We start from the raw sequence: 14,798 nt of genomic DNA, 5'->3' as shown, positions 1-14,798 counted from the left end.
TGAGGTGTCGCCGTTTTGAAACGAAGCAACGACTCTAGCAGCGCCCGCCCCGGCGCCGCGCCCGGCCGGCTTATTGGCTGAACAGGCGTGCGGCGTGCAGACCCAGGCCGGTGGCGACCGAGGCAAATCGGTCGCCGCGCACATGCTGGGCTTGCGGGTAGTCGGCAGCGATCTTCTCGGCCAGGAAACGCAGGCCGGTGGAGCCGCCGGTGAAGTAGAGCGCATTGATCTGATCGGGCCGCAGGCCGGCCTGGGCCACGGCCTCGCGCCCGGCCTGGACGATGCGGCCGATGTCAGCCTCCAGGGCCTGCACCGCCACCGTTTCGCTCAGGGCGACCTCGAGGCCGCTTTCGACCAGGCCCAGGTCGATGACGGTGTCGCCACCGCCGGAGACGGCAATCTTGGCACCCTCGGCACGGCCGGCCAGCTCGTGCCCAAGGTGATCCTCCACCACCGTCATCAGGCGCTGGTGGTGCTTGAGGTTGCCGTAGAAGCTGCGCATCTGGCGCAGCTCGGCCACGCGCTGCGGGCTGTAAACGGTGTTGATCAAATGCCAGGTGGCGAGGTCAAAGTAGACGCCGCTGGGCACTTCGCGCGGCGGCGAACCGGCGCGCTCGGGGCCGAAGCTGCGGTAGCCAAACTCACGCAGGATGCTGGCCAGCTCGATGTGGCGGTCGAAATCGGTGCCGGCGATGTGCACGCCGTGGTTGGCCAGGATGTCGTCGCGGCGGTCCAGGCGGTTCATGCGTTCGGGGCCGACGCGCACGACGGAGAAGTCGGAGGTACCGCCGCCGATGTCGGCGACCAGCACGATCTGTTCACGGTCAATTTGATGCTCAAAGTCGAAGGCCGCGGCGATGGGCTCGAACTGGAAATGCACCTCGTCGAAGCCGACCTTGTGGGCGGCCGCCTCCAGCGAGGCCTGCGCTGCGGCGTCACGCGCCGGTTCGCCATCGACGAAGAAGACCGGCCGGCCCAGCACCAGCTTGTTCAGCGGGCCCGGCGCGCCCGAGGCCAGGGCGGTGTTGCGCAAGCGCTTGAGGTAGCCGGCCAGGATGTCCGAGTACTTGACGCCACGGCCGCCGCCGACATCGGTGGTCTGCTCGATCAGGCCCGAGCCCAAAATGCTCTTCATCGAGCGCATCAGCCGGCCGTCCGCCCCCTCGACGTAGGCCGCCACGGCGGCGCGACCGAAGGCGCGCGGCGGGCCGTCGGCGTCATGCCGGCCTTCCACGAAGTAGAAGACCGCCGTCGGCATGGTGGTGTGCTCGCCCTCCAGCGCCACCAGGCGCATGCCACCGCCCTCCGCCGGCACGGCGATGGCCGAGTTGGAGGTGCCAAAGTCAATGGCGCAGAAAGACGGGGCGGAGGCGTGGCTCATGGAGAAGCGGCTGTGATGAGCCGAACGGCAGGGGGGCGCGGATTGTACCGGGCCGCCCTGAATCGCCCGAAGCGCGGGCGCAGGGTCAAGCCACCGCGCCGTAGAAATTGAACGCCATGGGCGGGCGGCGGCCGGCCATCAACTCGGCCAGGGCGTGACCGGAGCCGGCGCCATGGGTCCAGCCCAGGGTGCCGTGGCCGGCATTGAGCCAGAGGTTGGACGCCTTCTTGCTGCGGCCGATGTAGGGGATGTTGGTCGGTGTGCTCGGGCGCAGGCCGGTCCAGTAGTTGGTTTCGCTGAGGTCGGCCACGCCGGGGAAGAGTTCTTCGTAGCGCTTGACCAGGGCTTCGCAGCGGGTGCGCGAGGTCGGGCGATTGAGGTCGCTGTCGAAACCGCAGAGCTCGGCCGTGCCGGCGATGCGGATACTGTCACCCAGGCGCGAAATGGCGATCTTGCGGGTGTCGTCGAGCAGGCTGACGACGCTGGCCTGCTCCGGCTTCTTGAGCTTGAGCGTGGCGGAGTAGCCCTTGGCCGGGTAGATGTTGAGGAACTCGCCCAGCGGCTTGAGAAGAATGGGGGTGTAGGAGCCCATGGCCGCGACGAAGGCATCGGCGCGCAGCTCGCGCTTCTTGCCACTGCGCACATCGGCGATCTGCACCGCGTCGATCTGCTGGCCGCTGCGCGAGAGCTGCAGGATGTCGTGCTCGTACAGGAAGGTGGCGCCGCGCTGCTGGCAGAGCTGGGCCAGCTTTTGCGTGAAGACCTTGGCGTCGCCCGACTCATCGCTGGGCGTGAAGGTGCCGCCGTGGATGTTGCGGCCGAAAGCGGCCAGGGCCGGCTCGATCTTCAGCACCTCGTCACGGCCCAGCACGCGGCGGTCCACACCGTGACGGCGCATGATCTCGGCCCCGGCGGCGCCGGCTTCGAAATCGGCCTGCGAGGAGAAGAAGTGCAGGATGCCGCGCTCCAGGCGCTCGTACTCGATGCCGGTCTGGCTGACCAGGGCCTTGAGCGACTCGTGGCTGTAGCGGCCCAGCTGCACCAGCTGCTCGACATTGCGCTCAAACGCGGCGTTCGTGCATTGGGTCAGAAAGCTCAGGCCCCAGATCCACTGCTTGGGGTCCAGGCTGGGGCGGAACAGCAGCGGCGAGTCATCGCGCAGCAACCACTTGGCCACCTTGAAAGGTGCGCCGGCATTGGCCCAGGGTTCGCAGAAGCTGACCGAGATCTGCGCACCGTTGGCGAAGCTGGTTTCCAGCGCCGCATCGGGCTGGCGATCCACCACGGTCACCTCATGGCCTTGCTCCAGCAGGTACCAGGCGGTGCTGATGCCGATGATGCCGGCTCCCAGGACGACGACTTTCATTGCGTGTACTCCACAAGTTCAAATTCAAACGCCAAGGGGACCCAGCAGCAGTTGTAATCCCAAGGCAAACATCAGCAAAGCGATCAGTGCGTCGATGCCGCGCCAAACCAACGGCCGGCTCAAAGGCCCGGCGGCCGCGGCCGCACCGAACCCCAAAACCGTGAACCACATCACGGAAGCCAGTGAGGCCCCTGTAGCAAAGGCCCAACGCAAATCAAGCGGCTGCTGGTTGCCCAAGAGGCCCAGCAGCACGACGGTGTCCAGATAGACATGAGGGTTCAGATAGGTCATGGCCAGCGCGCTGAGCAAGGTGGCCCACAAACCCGCCGAACCGGAAGCGGCCTCCAGCGCACCCGAGCCACGCCAGGCACGCCGGGCGGCCTGAACGCCGTACCAGATGAGAAACAGGGCGCCGCCGTAGCGAAAGGCGTTCATCAACCAGTCACTGGAGGCGATGGCGGCGCCGAGGCCGAAGACGCCGAGGCAGATCAACAACAGATCTGACAGCGCGCACAGGGCCACCACCGGTCCGACATGGCTTCTGAGCAAACCTTGACGCAGCACCAAGGCGTTTTGCGCGCCAATGGCCATGATCAGGCCGGCTCCGCTGAGCCAGCCTTGTGTCAGGGCGCCGAAGGCGCTGGGGCTGCTGTCCATCATGGGTGGCGGATTGTCGGCAGAGTCCGTGCAAACCAGAAGCGCAATTCATATTTGTCGGCGTACATTAGCTGCACTTATGAAAGACCTGGATTCCGCCGGACTGGACTGCCTGGCCGCCCTGGCAGATGAACGCAGCTTCGAGCGTGCCGCTCAGCGCCTGTCCATCACCCAGAGCGCCATCTCCCAGCGCTTGCGCAGCCTGGAAGCGCAGGTCGGCCAGCTGCTGGTGGTGCGCTCGCGGCCGCTGCGCCTGACCGAGCCGGGCAAGGTCTTGCTGCGCTTTGCACGCCAGCTGCAGGCACTGCGCACGGATGTAGCGCGCGAGCTGGGCGCCCAGGTGGCGCCGAACGAGCGCATCGCCATTGCCATCAATGCCGACAGCCTGGCCACCTGGGTGTTGCCGGCGCTGGACCCGGTGGTGCAGGCCGGCCTGCGCGAAGGCTACGGCCTCGAGCTGGTGGTGGACGATCAGGATTTCACCCATGACTGGCTGCGCCAGGGCGAGGTGCTGGGCTGCGTCAGCACGGTCAGCCAGGCGCTGCGCGGCTGCCTGGTGCGACCGCTGGGCGTGATGCGCTATGTGGCGGTGGCCAGCCCTGAGTTTCTGCAGCGGCAGTTGCCCGAGGGCCTGAACGAAGCCAATTTCGCCAGCACGCCCTTCCTGGTTTTCAACCGCAAAGACGACAGCCAGGTGCAGTGGGTGGCCAAGGCCTTCCAGGTGCAGTCACCGCGGCTGCAGGAGCGCTATGTGCCGTCCAGCGAGGCCTATGTGCGGGCGGTCTGCATGGGCTGGGGGGTGGGCGTGGCGCCGGAATTACAGGTGCGTCCACTCTTGCAAAGTGGCGCCCTGGTGGCGCTGCGGCCGGAGTTGAGCGTGGATGTCACGCTGTATTGGCACCAGTGGAAGCTGGTTTCAGATCTGGCACCGGCCCCCGCGCGGGTGGCGCTGCTGGACCAGATCGGTCAGGCCCTGGCGCGGGGTGCGCGCGCGGCCTTGAAATAGGTCAGAAAAGTCAGTCGCGGCCGGCGGCCGATGCGGCCAGGGCCACCGAGGCCACCATGGACTTGGATTCCAGCAAGGCCATGCGCTGCTGGCCCGGCTTCTTGCGATCCTGGATGGAATGCGCAAGGCCAAGGGCGCACACCATGACCAGCGCAACCATGCCCAGGGCCAAATACTTCATCAAAAGTGCGTTCATAGCTGTTCTTGTGGCAGTGGCGTGTGACGCAGTTGGCATCACAGCAGGACCGGCAGAATAGCCATAAACCCGCCGCGCGAACACCCATCTAAGGGGGGATGATCGGGTTTTCACCCTTTATCCCTCGATATGAAGTATGCAAAGGGAAATTTCACCTCCGCGGGAGCGTGTGGTTTTCCCAACTAGACCGCGAAGAGCACCCAGTTCGGGGATTCGTCACCGTCGCGGATCAAGCACACTGGAATCGCCCCTGCAGCATGACTGCTTCCCCTGGATGTGCGAGGTTCGATATGCGATTCACCCCAGCTTTGCGCTTCTTCCGTCGCAATTCGACGCTCCCGCAGGAGCAGGATCCCGCCGACCTGGGTACCGCCTTTGGCATGGAGGCCAGCCTGGAGGACGGCGACGCTTACCGCGCCAGCGTCAGCGAGATCGAGCTGGAGTCGCAGCGCTCCCGCGCCGCACTCGAATCCCCCCTGGCCTGGCTGTCCTCCAAACGCAACTGAGCGTTGCGCTGGCTTCAGCGCACCAACAGCACCGGCGTCGAGCAGTGCGCCATCACCTTGGTGGCCACAGACCCCAGCACCAGATTGCCGATCGCACTGTGGCCATGTGAACCCAGGATCAGCAGATCAAACTTGCCCTTCTCGGCTGTGCTGGCGATCACGTCGGCCGCAGGGCCCACCTTGTTGAGGAACTCAGCCGGCAGCTTCTGCTTGGCAAAAAAGGTGCGCAAGGTCTTGAGCACTTTTTCACCTTCATCGGCGTAGTAGCCCTTCAACAACTCCTTGTCGAGCACCGCAGCTGCGCGCGGCGGCACGGCCGGCACGGCATGCAGCACGGTGTACTGATGGGCGCCACCCAACCACTCATCATGCGCGGCCAGATAAGCCAGCATGCGCTTGGTGTAACTGCTTCCGTCAACGGCAACGAGGATTTTCATCAGGACTCCTTCCGGGTTCATGGGCGCGGGATTGCATCGCGTGCTCGCAGTCTGACACAGACCGCGAGAAAGAAGCTGAGCCACGTCAAGCTCAGGCCGAGAACACCTCGATCAGCATCTGGGGGTCGAACCGAGCCGGCTCGCCCTTGCGGGCATGGCCGCGGGCATTGCAGATGACGCGTGTGGCGCCGTTCGCATGCTCAAAGCGGTAGTCGTTCTGGCAGTGCAAATGCCCGTGCAACCACAGCCGCGCGCCAGGCAACAAGGCTTCGTCGTCATTGCAGAAGCTGGCCGTCCCGGGCTGCTTTCCGTAGCGCGGATCGGCGCTGCGCAGGCTGGGCGCGAAATGGGTGACCACGACCGTGGCATCCCAAGCCGCCGCCTCACTGGCGTCAACTTCACCCTGGCTGAGCTGCTGCGCCAGCCATTCGCGGCAGCGCAAACCCTGCTCGCGAACGGCGACCGCATCGAAACTGGCACCGTTGCGGCTGGCGCCCATGACCCGCTGAAAATAACTGGCAGCCCGCATGGCGCGCTCGCGCTGCGCCGGGCCGAAGGTGTCGAAATCACTCCAGCGCGTGCTGCCAAGAAAGCGCACGCGGCGACCGGCAGCGTCAGGGCGAATGCAGGCGCTGTCGTCGAGCAGGGTGAAACCCAGCTCGGCCGACAGGGCCTGCAAGCCCAAGCGGGCTTGATCGACATCGCGGCCGTCGTACTCATGATTGCCGGGCACAAAAATCACCGGCACCGGCCAATCGCGGAAGCGACGCAGGCCGTCCCAGCGGCTGTCCACATCCCCTGCCAGGATCAGCAGATCAGCGCCGGGAGCGGGCTCAGGATCGAAGGCCTCCGTCTCCAGATGGAGATCGGACAGCAGTTGCAGGCGCATGGCGGCTGCGCCTTTTCAGCAATACGACGCCACGCTCAGTTGGCGCCGTGGCACTGCTTGTACTTGCGACCGGAACCGCAGTGGCAGGGGTCGTTGCGGCCGAGTTTGGGGCCTTCGCGGCGCAGGGTTTCGACGCGGTAGCGCTGCTCTTCGGTCAGGTCGCGCAAATCGGCCACGGTGACCACCAGCTCTTCAATCGCCTCGTCCAGGTCCTTGAGCGGGTGCTCGCGGTCCAGGGTGGCGACCACTTCCTTCTCTTCCGGCGTTTCGGCCGGCAGGTGGCGGTACAGGCGGGCCAGGGCCGTCATCACGGCATCGTCAGGCATGTCGGCCAGATCGGGGAAACACAGGGTGGCATGCTGGAAGCCAGCGACCCAGGGCATCAGGGTGCGAGAGATCAGGCTCATGCCGGCATAGGTGACGCGGGCCTGCGCGTCCTCGGCGCTTTCGCCCTCAGGCGCGGCTTCCGCCGCGGCCTCAACGCCTTCGCCTTCAGCCGGTTCTTCCAGGTCCAGCACGACCGGGTCGAACCAGCCGTCTTCCACCATGCTCTTGTTCAGCGCGGTATAGCGGCGCTCCACCAGCTCGCGGATGCGGGCCAGCCAGCTGGCATCGACCTCCTCGGGCAGCACGCCACCGTCGTAATCAAAGATATTGGGCAGCCACTCTTCGATGTCAATCATGCGGGGCTGCACCAGCACGCCGCAGAGATAGCCGTCCAGCATGGAGGCGTCGAGAGCCTGCAGCGGGGCGGGTGTGGTGGCGAGAAGTTCGTCGAGTTCGGCGAACTCGGTGTCGGTCAGATCGATGCTCATGGCCTGATTGTCGCCGCAGTGGCCTCGGGCGCAAGCACGCCCACCGCCTGCGCGCGCCGCGCCGCCTCGATCAAGCGCTCACGCAGCCAGTTCTCGGCGCTGCGCCCTTCGCTGCGCAGATGCCAGAGCATGTCCACATGCACCCGCGACAGAGGCACGGGCAAGGGGCGCTCGATCAGCTGGCTGCGGTAGCCGGTGGCCTCGACAAAGCTGGCTGGCAGCACGGTCAGCAAGTCCGACTGCGCGACCACCCGGCCCGCGGTGAAGAACTGGTTGACCGTCAACACGATGCGCCGGCTGCGGTTCATCGCGCTCAAGGCCTCGTCCACAAAGCCATGCGGCCGGCCGGAGAAGCTGACCAGCAGGTGGTGGGCCGCACAGTAGGCATCCAGATCCAACACCTGTTCCGCCAGCGGATGGCCGCGCCGCATCACGCAAACGTACTCGCTGTCGTAGAGCCGGTGCTGGCGGATCACCGACTGGCTGCCCTGGGCACGAAGCGCCGCCACCGCGCCCGGGAAGTAGCCCACCGCCACGTCGGCCTCACCTTGATCGAGCAGCGCACGCGGATCGCGGGTCGTCAGCGGCAGCACATGGACATTGGCCAGGGCGCGCGCCTGTTCCAGCTGCGCCACCAGGGGCGGCAGGAGCAAGGCCGCCGTGGCGTCGGCCATGGCGATGCGGAAGGTGTAGTCCTCACGCTCGGGCTCGAATTCGCCGGGCGCCAGCAAGACCTGCAAGCGCTGCAGGATCAGGCGCACTTCGGGCCACAGGCCTTCGGCCCGCGAGGTCGGCTTCATGCCGAAGGCCTGGCGAACGAACAGGTCCTCGCCCATGGCCTCGCGCAGGCGCTTGAGCGCATGGCTGACCGCCGGCTGGGTCATGGACAGGCGCTGCGCCGCCCGGGTCAGGCTTTGTTCGGCCATCACGGCATCGAAGACCCGGAGCAGATTCAGATCGAGATGGCGGAAATTCATTGCGGCGCCCGTGGCTCCAAGATATATGACTTGTTTATATCTTCAATTCCAACAATTCATTGGCAATCGCACTAGGGTTTACCCGACAATCACGCATCGGTTCAAAAAACCACCCACCAGGAATTGCCATGAGCATCGCGACCCAAACTTTCGGCCTCCCCGCACGTCAGAACCTGCGTCAAAACGTGCGTCATGGCGGCACCTTCACCGCCATCGGCGCCCGCGTCTGGCTGCGTCTGATCGAATCCGTCAAGGCCCGCATGGCCGCTGCTGCCGAAGCCCGCGCCCAGCGCGAACTGCTGGCCCTGGCCGATTTCTACCAGGACAGCATGCCCACCTTCGCGGCCGAACTGCGCGCCGCCAACTGCCGCCGCTGAGTTCGAGCGGGCAGCCTCGAGCTGCCTACGGACGTAAAAAAGCCCGCTTCTGCGGGCTTTTTGCTTTGCATACCGGCCTTTGCTGCGCTTGCGACAAAGGCCAGGCTCAGAGAGGCATCACTCGGCGGCCAGGCGCGCTTCGATCTTGGCCTTGGTGGCGGGCAGTTCGGCCGGCAGGTGATACGCCAGCTGGGCGAACAGCTCTTCATGCAGGCCCATCTCGACCGCCCAGGCGGCCTTGTCGATATGGGTGGTGATGTTGAACTGCTCCTGGCTGAAGTCCAAACCTTGCCAGTTGATATCCTGGTAGCGCGGAGTGACGCCGAACGCATGCTCCTCGCCCTGGCCCGTGCCTTCGACGCGGTCCAGCATCCACTTCAGCACGCGCATGTTTTCGCCATAGCCGGGCCAGACGAACTTGCCGTCGGCGCCCTTGCGGAACCAGTTCACGCAGTAGATGGCCGGCAACTTGGCCCCTGAGGCTTGCAACTTCTTGCCCATGTCCAGCCAATGCTGGAAATAGTCGCTCATGTTGTAGCCCATGAAGGGCAGCATGGCGAAGGGGTCGCGGCGCACCACGCCTTGCTGGCCGGCAGCGGCGGCGGTGGTTTCCGAGCCCATGGTGGCGGCCATGTAGACGCCTTCCACCCAATCGCGGGCTTCGGTCACCAGAGGCACGGTGGTCGAGCGGCGGCCGCCAAAGATGAAGGCGTCGATGGGCACGCCGGCCGGGTTGTCCCAATCGGCGTCGAGCGCCGGGTTGTTGATGGCCGAGACGGTGAAACGGGCGTTGGGGTGTGCGGCCTTGGCACCGGTTTCCTTGGCGATGGCCGGGGTCCAGTCCTTGCCTTGCCAGTCGATCAGGTGGGCCGGCGGGGTGTCGGTCATGCCTTCCCACCAGACATCGCCCTCGTCGGTCAGGCCGACGTTGGTGAAGATCACGTTCTTGTTCAGGCTGGCCATGCAGTTGAAGTTGGTCAGCGTGTTGGTGCCCGGGGCGACACCGAAGTAACCGGCTTCAGGATTGATGGCGTACAGGCGACCGTCGGCACCGGGCTTGATCCAGGCGATGTCATCACCGATGGTGGTGACCTTCCAGCCTTCAAACGCAGCCGGCGGAATCAGCATGGAGAAGTTGGTCTTGCCACAGGCGCTGGGGAAGGCGGCGGCGAAGTGGTACTTCTTGCCTTCCGGCGAGGTCACGCCCAGGATCAGCATGTGCTCGGCCAGCCAGCCTTGATCGCGGCCCATGGTCGAAGCGATGCGCAGGGCAAAGCACTTCTTGCCCAGCAAGGCATTGCCGCCATAGCCCGAGCCGTAGGACCAGATTTCACGGGTTTCCGGGAAATGGACGATGTACTTGGTCTGGTTGCACGGCCACTTCACATCGGCTTGGCCCGGCTGCAGCGGCGCGCCAACGGTGTGCACGCAGGGCACGAAAGTGCCGTCCTGGCCCAGCACGTCCAGCACGGCACGGCCCATGCGGGTCATGGTGCGCATGTTCACGGCGACGTAGGGGCTGTCGGACAGCTCAATGCCGATGTGGGCAATGGGCGAACCGATCGGGCCCATGCTGAAGGGCACGACGTAGAGCGTGCGGCCGGCCATGGCGCCCTTGAACAGAGCCTTGTCGCCGGTCTGCAGCAGGCTGCGCATCTCGGCCGGGTCCATCCAGTTGTTGGTCGGGCCGGCGTCTTCCTTCTTGGCCGAGCAGATGTAGGTGCGGTCTTCCACGCGCGCCACATCGCTGGGGTCGCTGCAGGCGAGGTAGCTGTTCGGGCGCAGGGCCGGATTGAGTTTCTTGAAGGTACCGGCGGCGACCAACTGGGCGCAGAGGCGGTCGTACTCCTCTTCAGAGCCGTCGCACCAGTACACATCCTTGGCCTGGGTCAGTGCAGCGACCTCGGCCACCCAGGCGATCAAGCGCTGGTGTTTCACAAAAGCCGGCACGTTCAGGCGCAGCCCTTCCATCACGGGTTGGTTCATAGCGTTCCCAATCAATATAAAAGCAGAATTGGGTCAAGCTCGTAAGCATGCACTCACATTTTCAGGAGCGGATGCAAGCCGGGCCTGACCCAATGCCGCTGATGACCAGCACCGGCGTGTCCGGCATTGGCTCTCTCAGGCAACGCCGGTCCTCGTGGGAAAGCGGCGGTTTGGCGTCCAAAACTCCGCCGTTTTCGGCGGGTTGGCAATTGTCACCCCAATGTAACGACACCGTAACTCTCGGAGAACCCGAGGTCATGCATTTCCTGAATAGATTCATGCCTGGGGCGAAATCCAACGGATGCCGCCGGGTCTGGCGCCAGATTTGTCACACTCCGGGGCATGAGCACCCTGACCCGCATCAACATCGCCAAGGCGCAAGCCTTGCGCACCCTCGACGGCCGAGAAACCCTGAGCGGCATCCAGAAGCGCTCGGTCGACGGGCCGGTTGCCCTCACGGCCCTGGGGCTGGCCGGCGATGAGCAAGCAGACCTCAGCGTCCACGGTGGGCTGAGCAAGGCCGTCTACGCCTACCCGCAAGAGCATTACACCTTCTGGCAAACCGTTCGCGCGCAGGCTGGCGTGGCTGAATGGGGTGCGCCGCTGCCGCCGGGCAGCCTGGGCGAAAACCTGACCCTGTCCGGCCTGTTGGAAAGCCAGGTCTGGATCGGCGATGTGTTGCGCTTCGAGCAGGTCGAACTGATCGTCACCGAGCCGCGTTTCCCTTGCTTCAAGTTCAATGCCGTGATGGGCTTCAACAAGGCCGCCAAGCTGATGAGTGAAAGCGGCTGGTGCGGCTTCTACCTGGCGGTCAAGGTAGCTGGCGAGTTATGTGCGGGTGAGACGTTTGAGTTGATTGCGGGGCCACGTGAGGTCGGGGTGACGGAGCTGTTCCGAGCGAAAACCAAGCGCTGAGAAAAGACGAGGGACCACACTCCCTCCTTGGAGGGCCGGGCAAATACCCATCGCCCCAAGGCCCACTACCCCCAAAAATGCGCCCCATTTCCACAAGGACGGGCGACAGGCCCAGGGGGGAGCAGGGAATATGGATAACAAGAATCGTCGCTGGATCTTGAAAGGCATGGCGGGCAGTTGTATTGCTCAACCTGCACTGACGGCTTGGGCTGATACCGAAGCAGTCCCTAAACAGCACCCCATCGAGGCCTTTGCCCGGCGCCCATTGATGGAGCGGATCGCGCTTTCGCCCAATGGTGAACGCCTGGCCGCCATCATCAACAACGGCAGTACCAGCACCTTGATCACGCGCGCATTTACGGGCGGGCCCGTCCAGTCCGTGCTGTCCACTGAAAACTTGGAGTTCAACTTCAAGTGGATTCGCTGGGTCAACAACGATCGCCTGGTGTTGAGCTTGCGGTTCCCGTCACAACGCATGATCAACGTGGTGCAAAGCATCCCGACGATGGAGACACGTCTGATGGCTGTCAACGCGGATGGCAGCAACCTGATCAACCTCGTCAAGGCCAAGATTGGCAGCAACGCCTTGCGTTGGGCCGCCAACCAAGACCGCGTCATCGACTGGCTGCCTGAGGACGGTAAGCACATCCTGATGCACCTTCCCAACAGCGAGCGCAGCTATACCCGGGTCATCTTCAAGATCAACGTGGACACCGGCGAACGCGTGTTCTATTCGGGCGGACGCCCAGAGGCGGTGGGCTGGATCACGGATCGACAACACCGGGCGCGTGTGGCCATGTGCATGGATGAACTGGGCGAGTATTCGATCTGGGTCTGCAACACGGATGGAAGCAACTGGCGTGTGCTCCGACAGTACGCGCCGGGGGCCAACCATGATTTGTCGGTCCTTGGCTTTGGCCTGGATCCCGAGCAACTCTATGTGCTGGCCACGCACAAAGGCCTGTCGGCCGTCCATACATTGGACCTGCGCGATCCCAAGTACCCCTTGACCCTGAAACTCGGCGACGAAGGCTACGACCTGGACGGAAGCCTGATTTATGACGCCAGAGGCGAAGCCGTCGGCATCAACACGACGCGCGAAGGTGATTCGAGCGTCTACTTCTGGGACGCCAAGTACAAGGAATGGCAGAAGGCGCTGGATGAAGCCTTGCCGAATCGGTTCAACCAGATCGGCAGCGTCAGCGGCAATGGCTTGCGCTACGTGCTTCGCTCCAGCAAAACAGGACTACCGGCCACCTGGTATCTCGGTGAGGAAGGTGACAACCCCAGCATCAAGCAGCTTGCGCAGATGTACCCAGAGCTGAATCCAAGCAAGCTGGCTGTCAAACAGCCCATCAGTTACAAAGCGCGAGACGGACTGCTCATCAAGGGCTATTTGACCCACCCCCTCGGCGCCCAAAAGGGCAAACCCCTGCCTTTGGTTCTGTTTCCACATGGCGGACCGATCTCTGATGACGGCCCGGAGTTCGACGAATGGGTCTCCTTCATGGCCGACCGTGGCTATGCCGTCCTACAGGTGAACTTCCGGGGCTCGACCGGCCAAGGGCGCGCCTTTATGGAAGCCGGCCTGCGGCGCTGGGGACTGGAGATGCAGGATGACTTGACGGATGCCGTCGCCGAATTCGTCAAAAGAGGCATCGCCGACCCCGACCGAGTGGCCATCGTCGGCGCAAGCTACGGCGGTTACGCGGCCTTGATGGGTGCGATCAAGACACCCAAGCTGTTCAAGGGTGCGTTCGCATTTGCTCCAGTCACTGATCTGCTGGAATTGACCGAAGAAGACGGTCAGGACTCCAGCAAAGAAACCATGCGGCGACAGCTGGGGCATTACAGAGACGACGCCGAACGTCTGCGCGCCACCTCACCACGTTTCCATGCCGACAAGATCCAGGTGCCGATCTACTTGATCCATGGCACCCACGATCGCCAAGCCATGTACCGCCACAGCGTCTGGATGGCCGAAGCCCTCAAGGCCGCCGGCAAGCCCCATGAGTTTGTGACCCTGGAGAACGGCGACCACCAGCTGAGCCACTATCCCTATCGCCTGCGGCTGTTTGGCGACCTGGAGAAGTTCCTCGCCAAGACCATCGGTCCCGGCCGTATCACCAGCTGAAACTCAGCCGCCCAGAGCCGGATAGTCCGTATACCCCTGCGCCCCGCCGCCGTACATCGTCGCGCGGTCCGGGGTTTGCAGCTCGGCGTTGAGGCGCAGGCGGCGCACCAGGTCGGGGTTGGAGATGAAGGGGCGGCCGAAGGCGACCAGGTCGGCGCGCTTGTCGGCCACGGCTTGCAGCGCCATCTCGCGGGTGTAGCCGTTGTTGACCATCCAGGGGCCGGCGAAGCGTTCGCGCATGGCGGCGTAGTCAAACGGCGCGTAGTCGCGCGCGCCACCGGTCTGGCCTTCCACCACGTGCAAGAAGGCCAGCTTGAGCGGGGCCAGTTGCTCGGCCACATGGTTGAAGAGTGTCTGGGCCTGGCTGTCGGGGCCAGCGTCATTGCTCGGTGTCACCGGGCTCAGGCGCAGGCCGGCGCGGCCGCTGCCGATAGCCTGGCTGACCGCCGTCATCACCTCGATGGTGAAGCGCGCGCGGTTGGCGATGGAACCGCCGTAGTCGTCTGTGCGGTCGTTGATGCTGTCGCGCATGAACTGGTCGAGCAGATAGCCGTTGGCGCCGTGCACCTCGACCGCATCGAAGCCCGCCTCCATGGCGCAGCGAGCCGCATGCACGAACTGGGCCACCACGTCGGCGATCTCCTTGGTGCGCAGCGCACGCGGCGCAGAGTTGGGCACAAACCCCTCTTTCGTGAAGCTCTGGCCCGCAGCCTGACGTGCGGTCGAGGACACCGGCGCCCGGCCTTCGGGCTGAAAGCTGGTGTGGGAGATGCGCCCCACATGCCAGAGCTGGGCGGCGATCTTGCCGCCGGCGGCATGCACCGCGTCGGTCACGCGCTTCCAGCCCGCCACTTGCTCGGGCGTGTGGATGCCGGGCGTGTCGATATAACCCTGGCCTTCAGCGCACACCTGAGTGCCCTCGCTGATGATCAGCCCGGCCGTGGCGCGCTGGCGGTAGTACTCGACCACCAGCTCCCCGGGCACCAAGCCGGGTGAGCGGCTGCGCGTCAGCGGCGCCATGACGATGCGGTTGGCCAGCGAAAGATCGCCGATCTGGATGGGGTCGAAAAGACTGGACATGAGCTGCAACAAACGAGCAAGAAGGACGCGCAGATTAACGCCCCCGCAGCACGGCCCTTCGGCTGCAAGTTCTTGC

At 64.6% G+C, this 14,798-nt stretch carries 15 protein-coding genes; 5 read left to right on the top strand and 10 right to left on the bottom strand.

What is annotated here, in order from left to right:
- Positions 1-70: 70 nt before the first annotated feature.
- The 3 genes from C1O66_RS17390 to C1O66_RS17380 form a co-directional block, all read right to left on the bottom strand.
- Entirely contained in the window at positions 71-1,381 is a 1,311-nt protein-coding gene (locus tag C1O66_RS17390; RefSeq protein ID WP_102769042.1) for an Hsp70 family protein, read from the bottom strand.
- Positions 1,382-1,466: 85 nt separating this feature from the next.
- Positions 1,467-2,747, bottom strand: a complete 1,281-nt coding sequence (locus C1O66_RS17385) for a D-amino acid dehydrogenase (protein WP_102769041.1) — start codon at positions 2,745-2,747, stop codon at positions 1,467-1,469.
- A 24-nt stretch (positions 2,748-2,771) separates the two neighbouring features.
- Positions 2,772-3,338: a LysE/ArgO family amino acid transporter gene (locus C1O66_RS17380; protein WP_243392840.1), complete on the bottom strand. Its 567-nt coding sequence runs from the start codon at positions 3,336-3,338 to the stop codon at positions 2,772-2,774.
- A 145-nt stretch (positions 3,339-3,483) separates the two neighbouring features.
- Here C1O66_RS17380 and C1O66_RS17375 point away from each other — a divergent pair, with 145 nt between their 5' ends.
- A complete protein-coding gene (locus tag C1O66_RS17375) occupies positions 3,484-4,410 on the top strand; it encodes a LysR family transcriptional regulator ArgP (RefSeq protein WP_102769040.1) in 927 nt (308 codons plus the stop codon).
- Positions 4,411-4,420: 10 nt separating this feature from the next.
- Here the strand turns inward: C1O66_RS17375 and C1O66_RS23755 are convergent, their stop codons facing one another.
- Positions 4,421-4,606 carry a hypothetical protein gene (locus C1O66_RS23755; protein ID WP_133155270.1) on the bottom strand — a complete coding sequence of 62 codons (186 nt, stop codon included), beginning with the start codon at positions 4,604-4,606 and terminating at the stop codon, positions 4,421-4,423.
- 290 nt (positions 4,607-4,896) lie between these two features.
- Between C1O66_RS23755 and C1O66_RS17370 the strand changes: the two genes are divergently transcribed.
- Positions 4,897-5,112 (top strand): hypothetical protein, encoded by a 216-nt coding sequence (locus C1O66_RS17370; protein WP_133155269.1) that lies wholly within the window; start codon positions 4,897-4,899, stop codon positions 5,110-5,112.
- Between the two features lie 14 nt (positions 5,113-5,126).
- Here C1O66_RS17370 and C1O66_RS17365 read toward each other — a convergent pair whose 3' ends face one another.
- The 4 genes from C1O66_RS17365 to C1O66_RS17350 all read right to left on the bottom strand — a co-directional run bounded on the left by C1O66_RS17365 (position 5,127) and on the right by C1O66_RS17350 (position 8,230).
- The gene (locus C1O66_RS17365; protein WP_102769038.1) at positions 5,127-5,549 is read right to left on the bottom strand and encodes a universal stress protein; all 423 of its coding nucleotides are present in this window, start codon (positions 5,547-5,549) and stop codon (positions 5,127-5,129) included.
- A 91-nt stretch (positions 5,550-5,640) separates the two neighbouring features.
- Positions 5,641-6,438, bottom strand: a complete 798-nt coding sequence (locus C1O66_RS17360; protein WP_102769037.1) for a metallophosphoesterase — start codon at positions 6,436-6,438, stop codon at positions 5,641-5,643.
- A 35-nt stretch (positions 6,439-6,473) separates the two neighbouring features.
- A complete protein-coding gene (locus tag C1O66_RS17355) occupies positions 6,474-7,253 on the bottom strand; it encodes a YecA/YgfB family protein (protein ID WP_102769036.1) in 780 nt (259 codons plus the stop codon).
- Entirely contained in the window at positions 7,250-8,230 is a 981-nt protein-coding gene (locus tag C1O66_RS17350; RefSeq protein WP_102769035.1) for a LysR family transcriptional regulator, read from the bottom strand. The genes C1O66_RS17355 and C1O66_RS17350 overlap by 4 nt, the downstream gene beginning before the upstream one ends.
- 128 nt (positions 8,231-8,358) lie before the next feature.
- On the opposite strand from C1O66_RS17350, the gene C1O66_RS17345 reads away from it, so the two are divergent.
- Positions 8,359-8,607 carry a hypothetical protein gene (locus C1O66_RS17345; RefSeq protein WP_102769034.1) on the top strand — a complete coding sequence of 83 codons (249 nt, stop codon included), beginning with the start codon at positions 8,359-8,361 and terminating at the stop codon, positions 8,605-8,607.
- A gap of 117 nt (positions 8,608-8,724) precedes the next feature.
- On the opposite strand, the gene C1O66_RS17340 is transcribed toward C1O66_RS17345, so the two are convergent.
- A complete protein-coding gene (locus tag C1O66_RS17340; RefSeq protein WP_102769033.1) occupies positions 8,725-10,593 on the bottom strand; it encodes a phosphoenolpyruvate carboxykinase (GTP) in 1,869 nt (622 codons plus the stop codon).
- A gap of 342 nt (positions 10,594-10,935) precedes the next feature.
- Between C1O66_RS17340 and C1O66_RS17335 the strand changes: the two genes are divergently transcribed.
- Together C1O66_RS17335 and C1O66_RS17330 are read left to right on the top strand one after the other, a co-directional pair.
- A complete protein-coding gene (locus tag C1O66_RS17335) occupies positions 10,936-11,508 on the top strand; it encodes an MOSC domain-containing protein (protein WP_102769032.1) in 573 nt (190 codons plus the stop codon).
- Positions 11,509-11,638: 130 nt separating this feature from the next.
- Positions 11,639-13,642 carry a S9 family peptidase gene (locus C1O66_RS17330; RefSeq protein ID WP_102769031.1) on the top strand — a complete coding sequence of 668 codons (2,004 nt, stop codon included), beginning with the start codon at positions 11,639-11,641 and terminating at the stop codon, positions 13,640-13,642.
- Positions 13,643-13,645: 3 nt separating this feature from the next.
- Here the strand turns inward: C1O66_RS17330 and C1O66_RS17325 are convergent, their stop codons facing one another.
- Positions 13,646-14,722 (bottom strand): alkene reductase, encoded by a 1,077-nt coding sequence (locus C1O66_RS17325; RefSeq protein ID WP_102769715.1) that lies wholly within the window; start codon positions 14,720-14,722, stop codon positions 13,646-13,648.
- Between the last annotated feature and the right edge of the window lie 76 nt (positions 14,723-14,798).

Source organism: Paucibacter aquatile (genome assembly GCF_002885975.1).
Lineage (GTDB): Bacteria > Pseudomonadota > Gammaproteobacteria > Burkholderiales > Burkholderiaceae_C > Paucibacter_A > Paucibacter_A aquatilis.
Note: the sequence above shows the minus strand (reverse complement) of the source record. Positions and strands in the feature narration are given on the sequence as shown.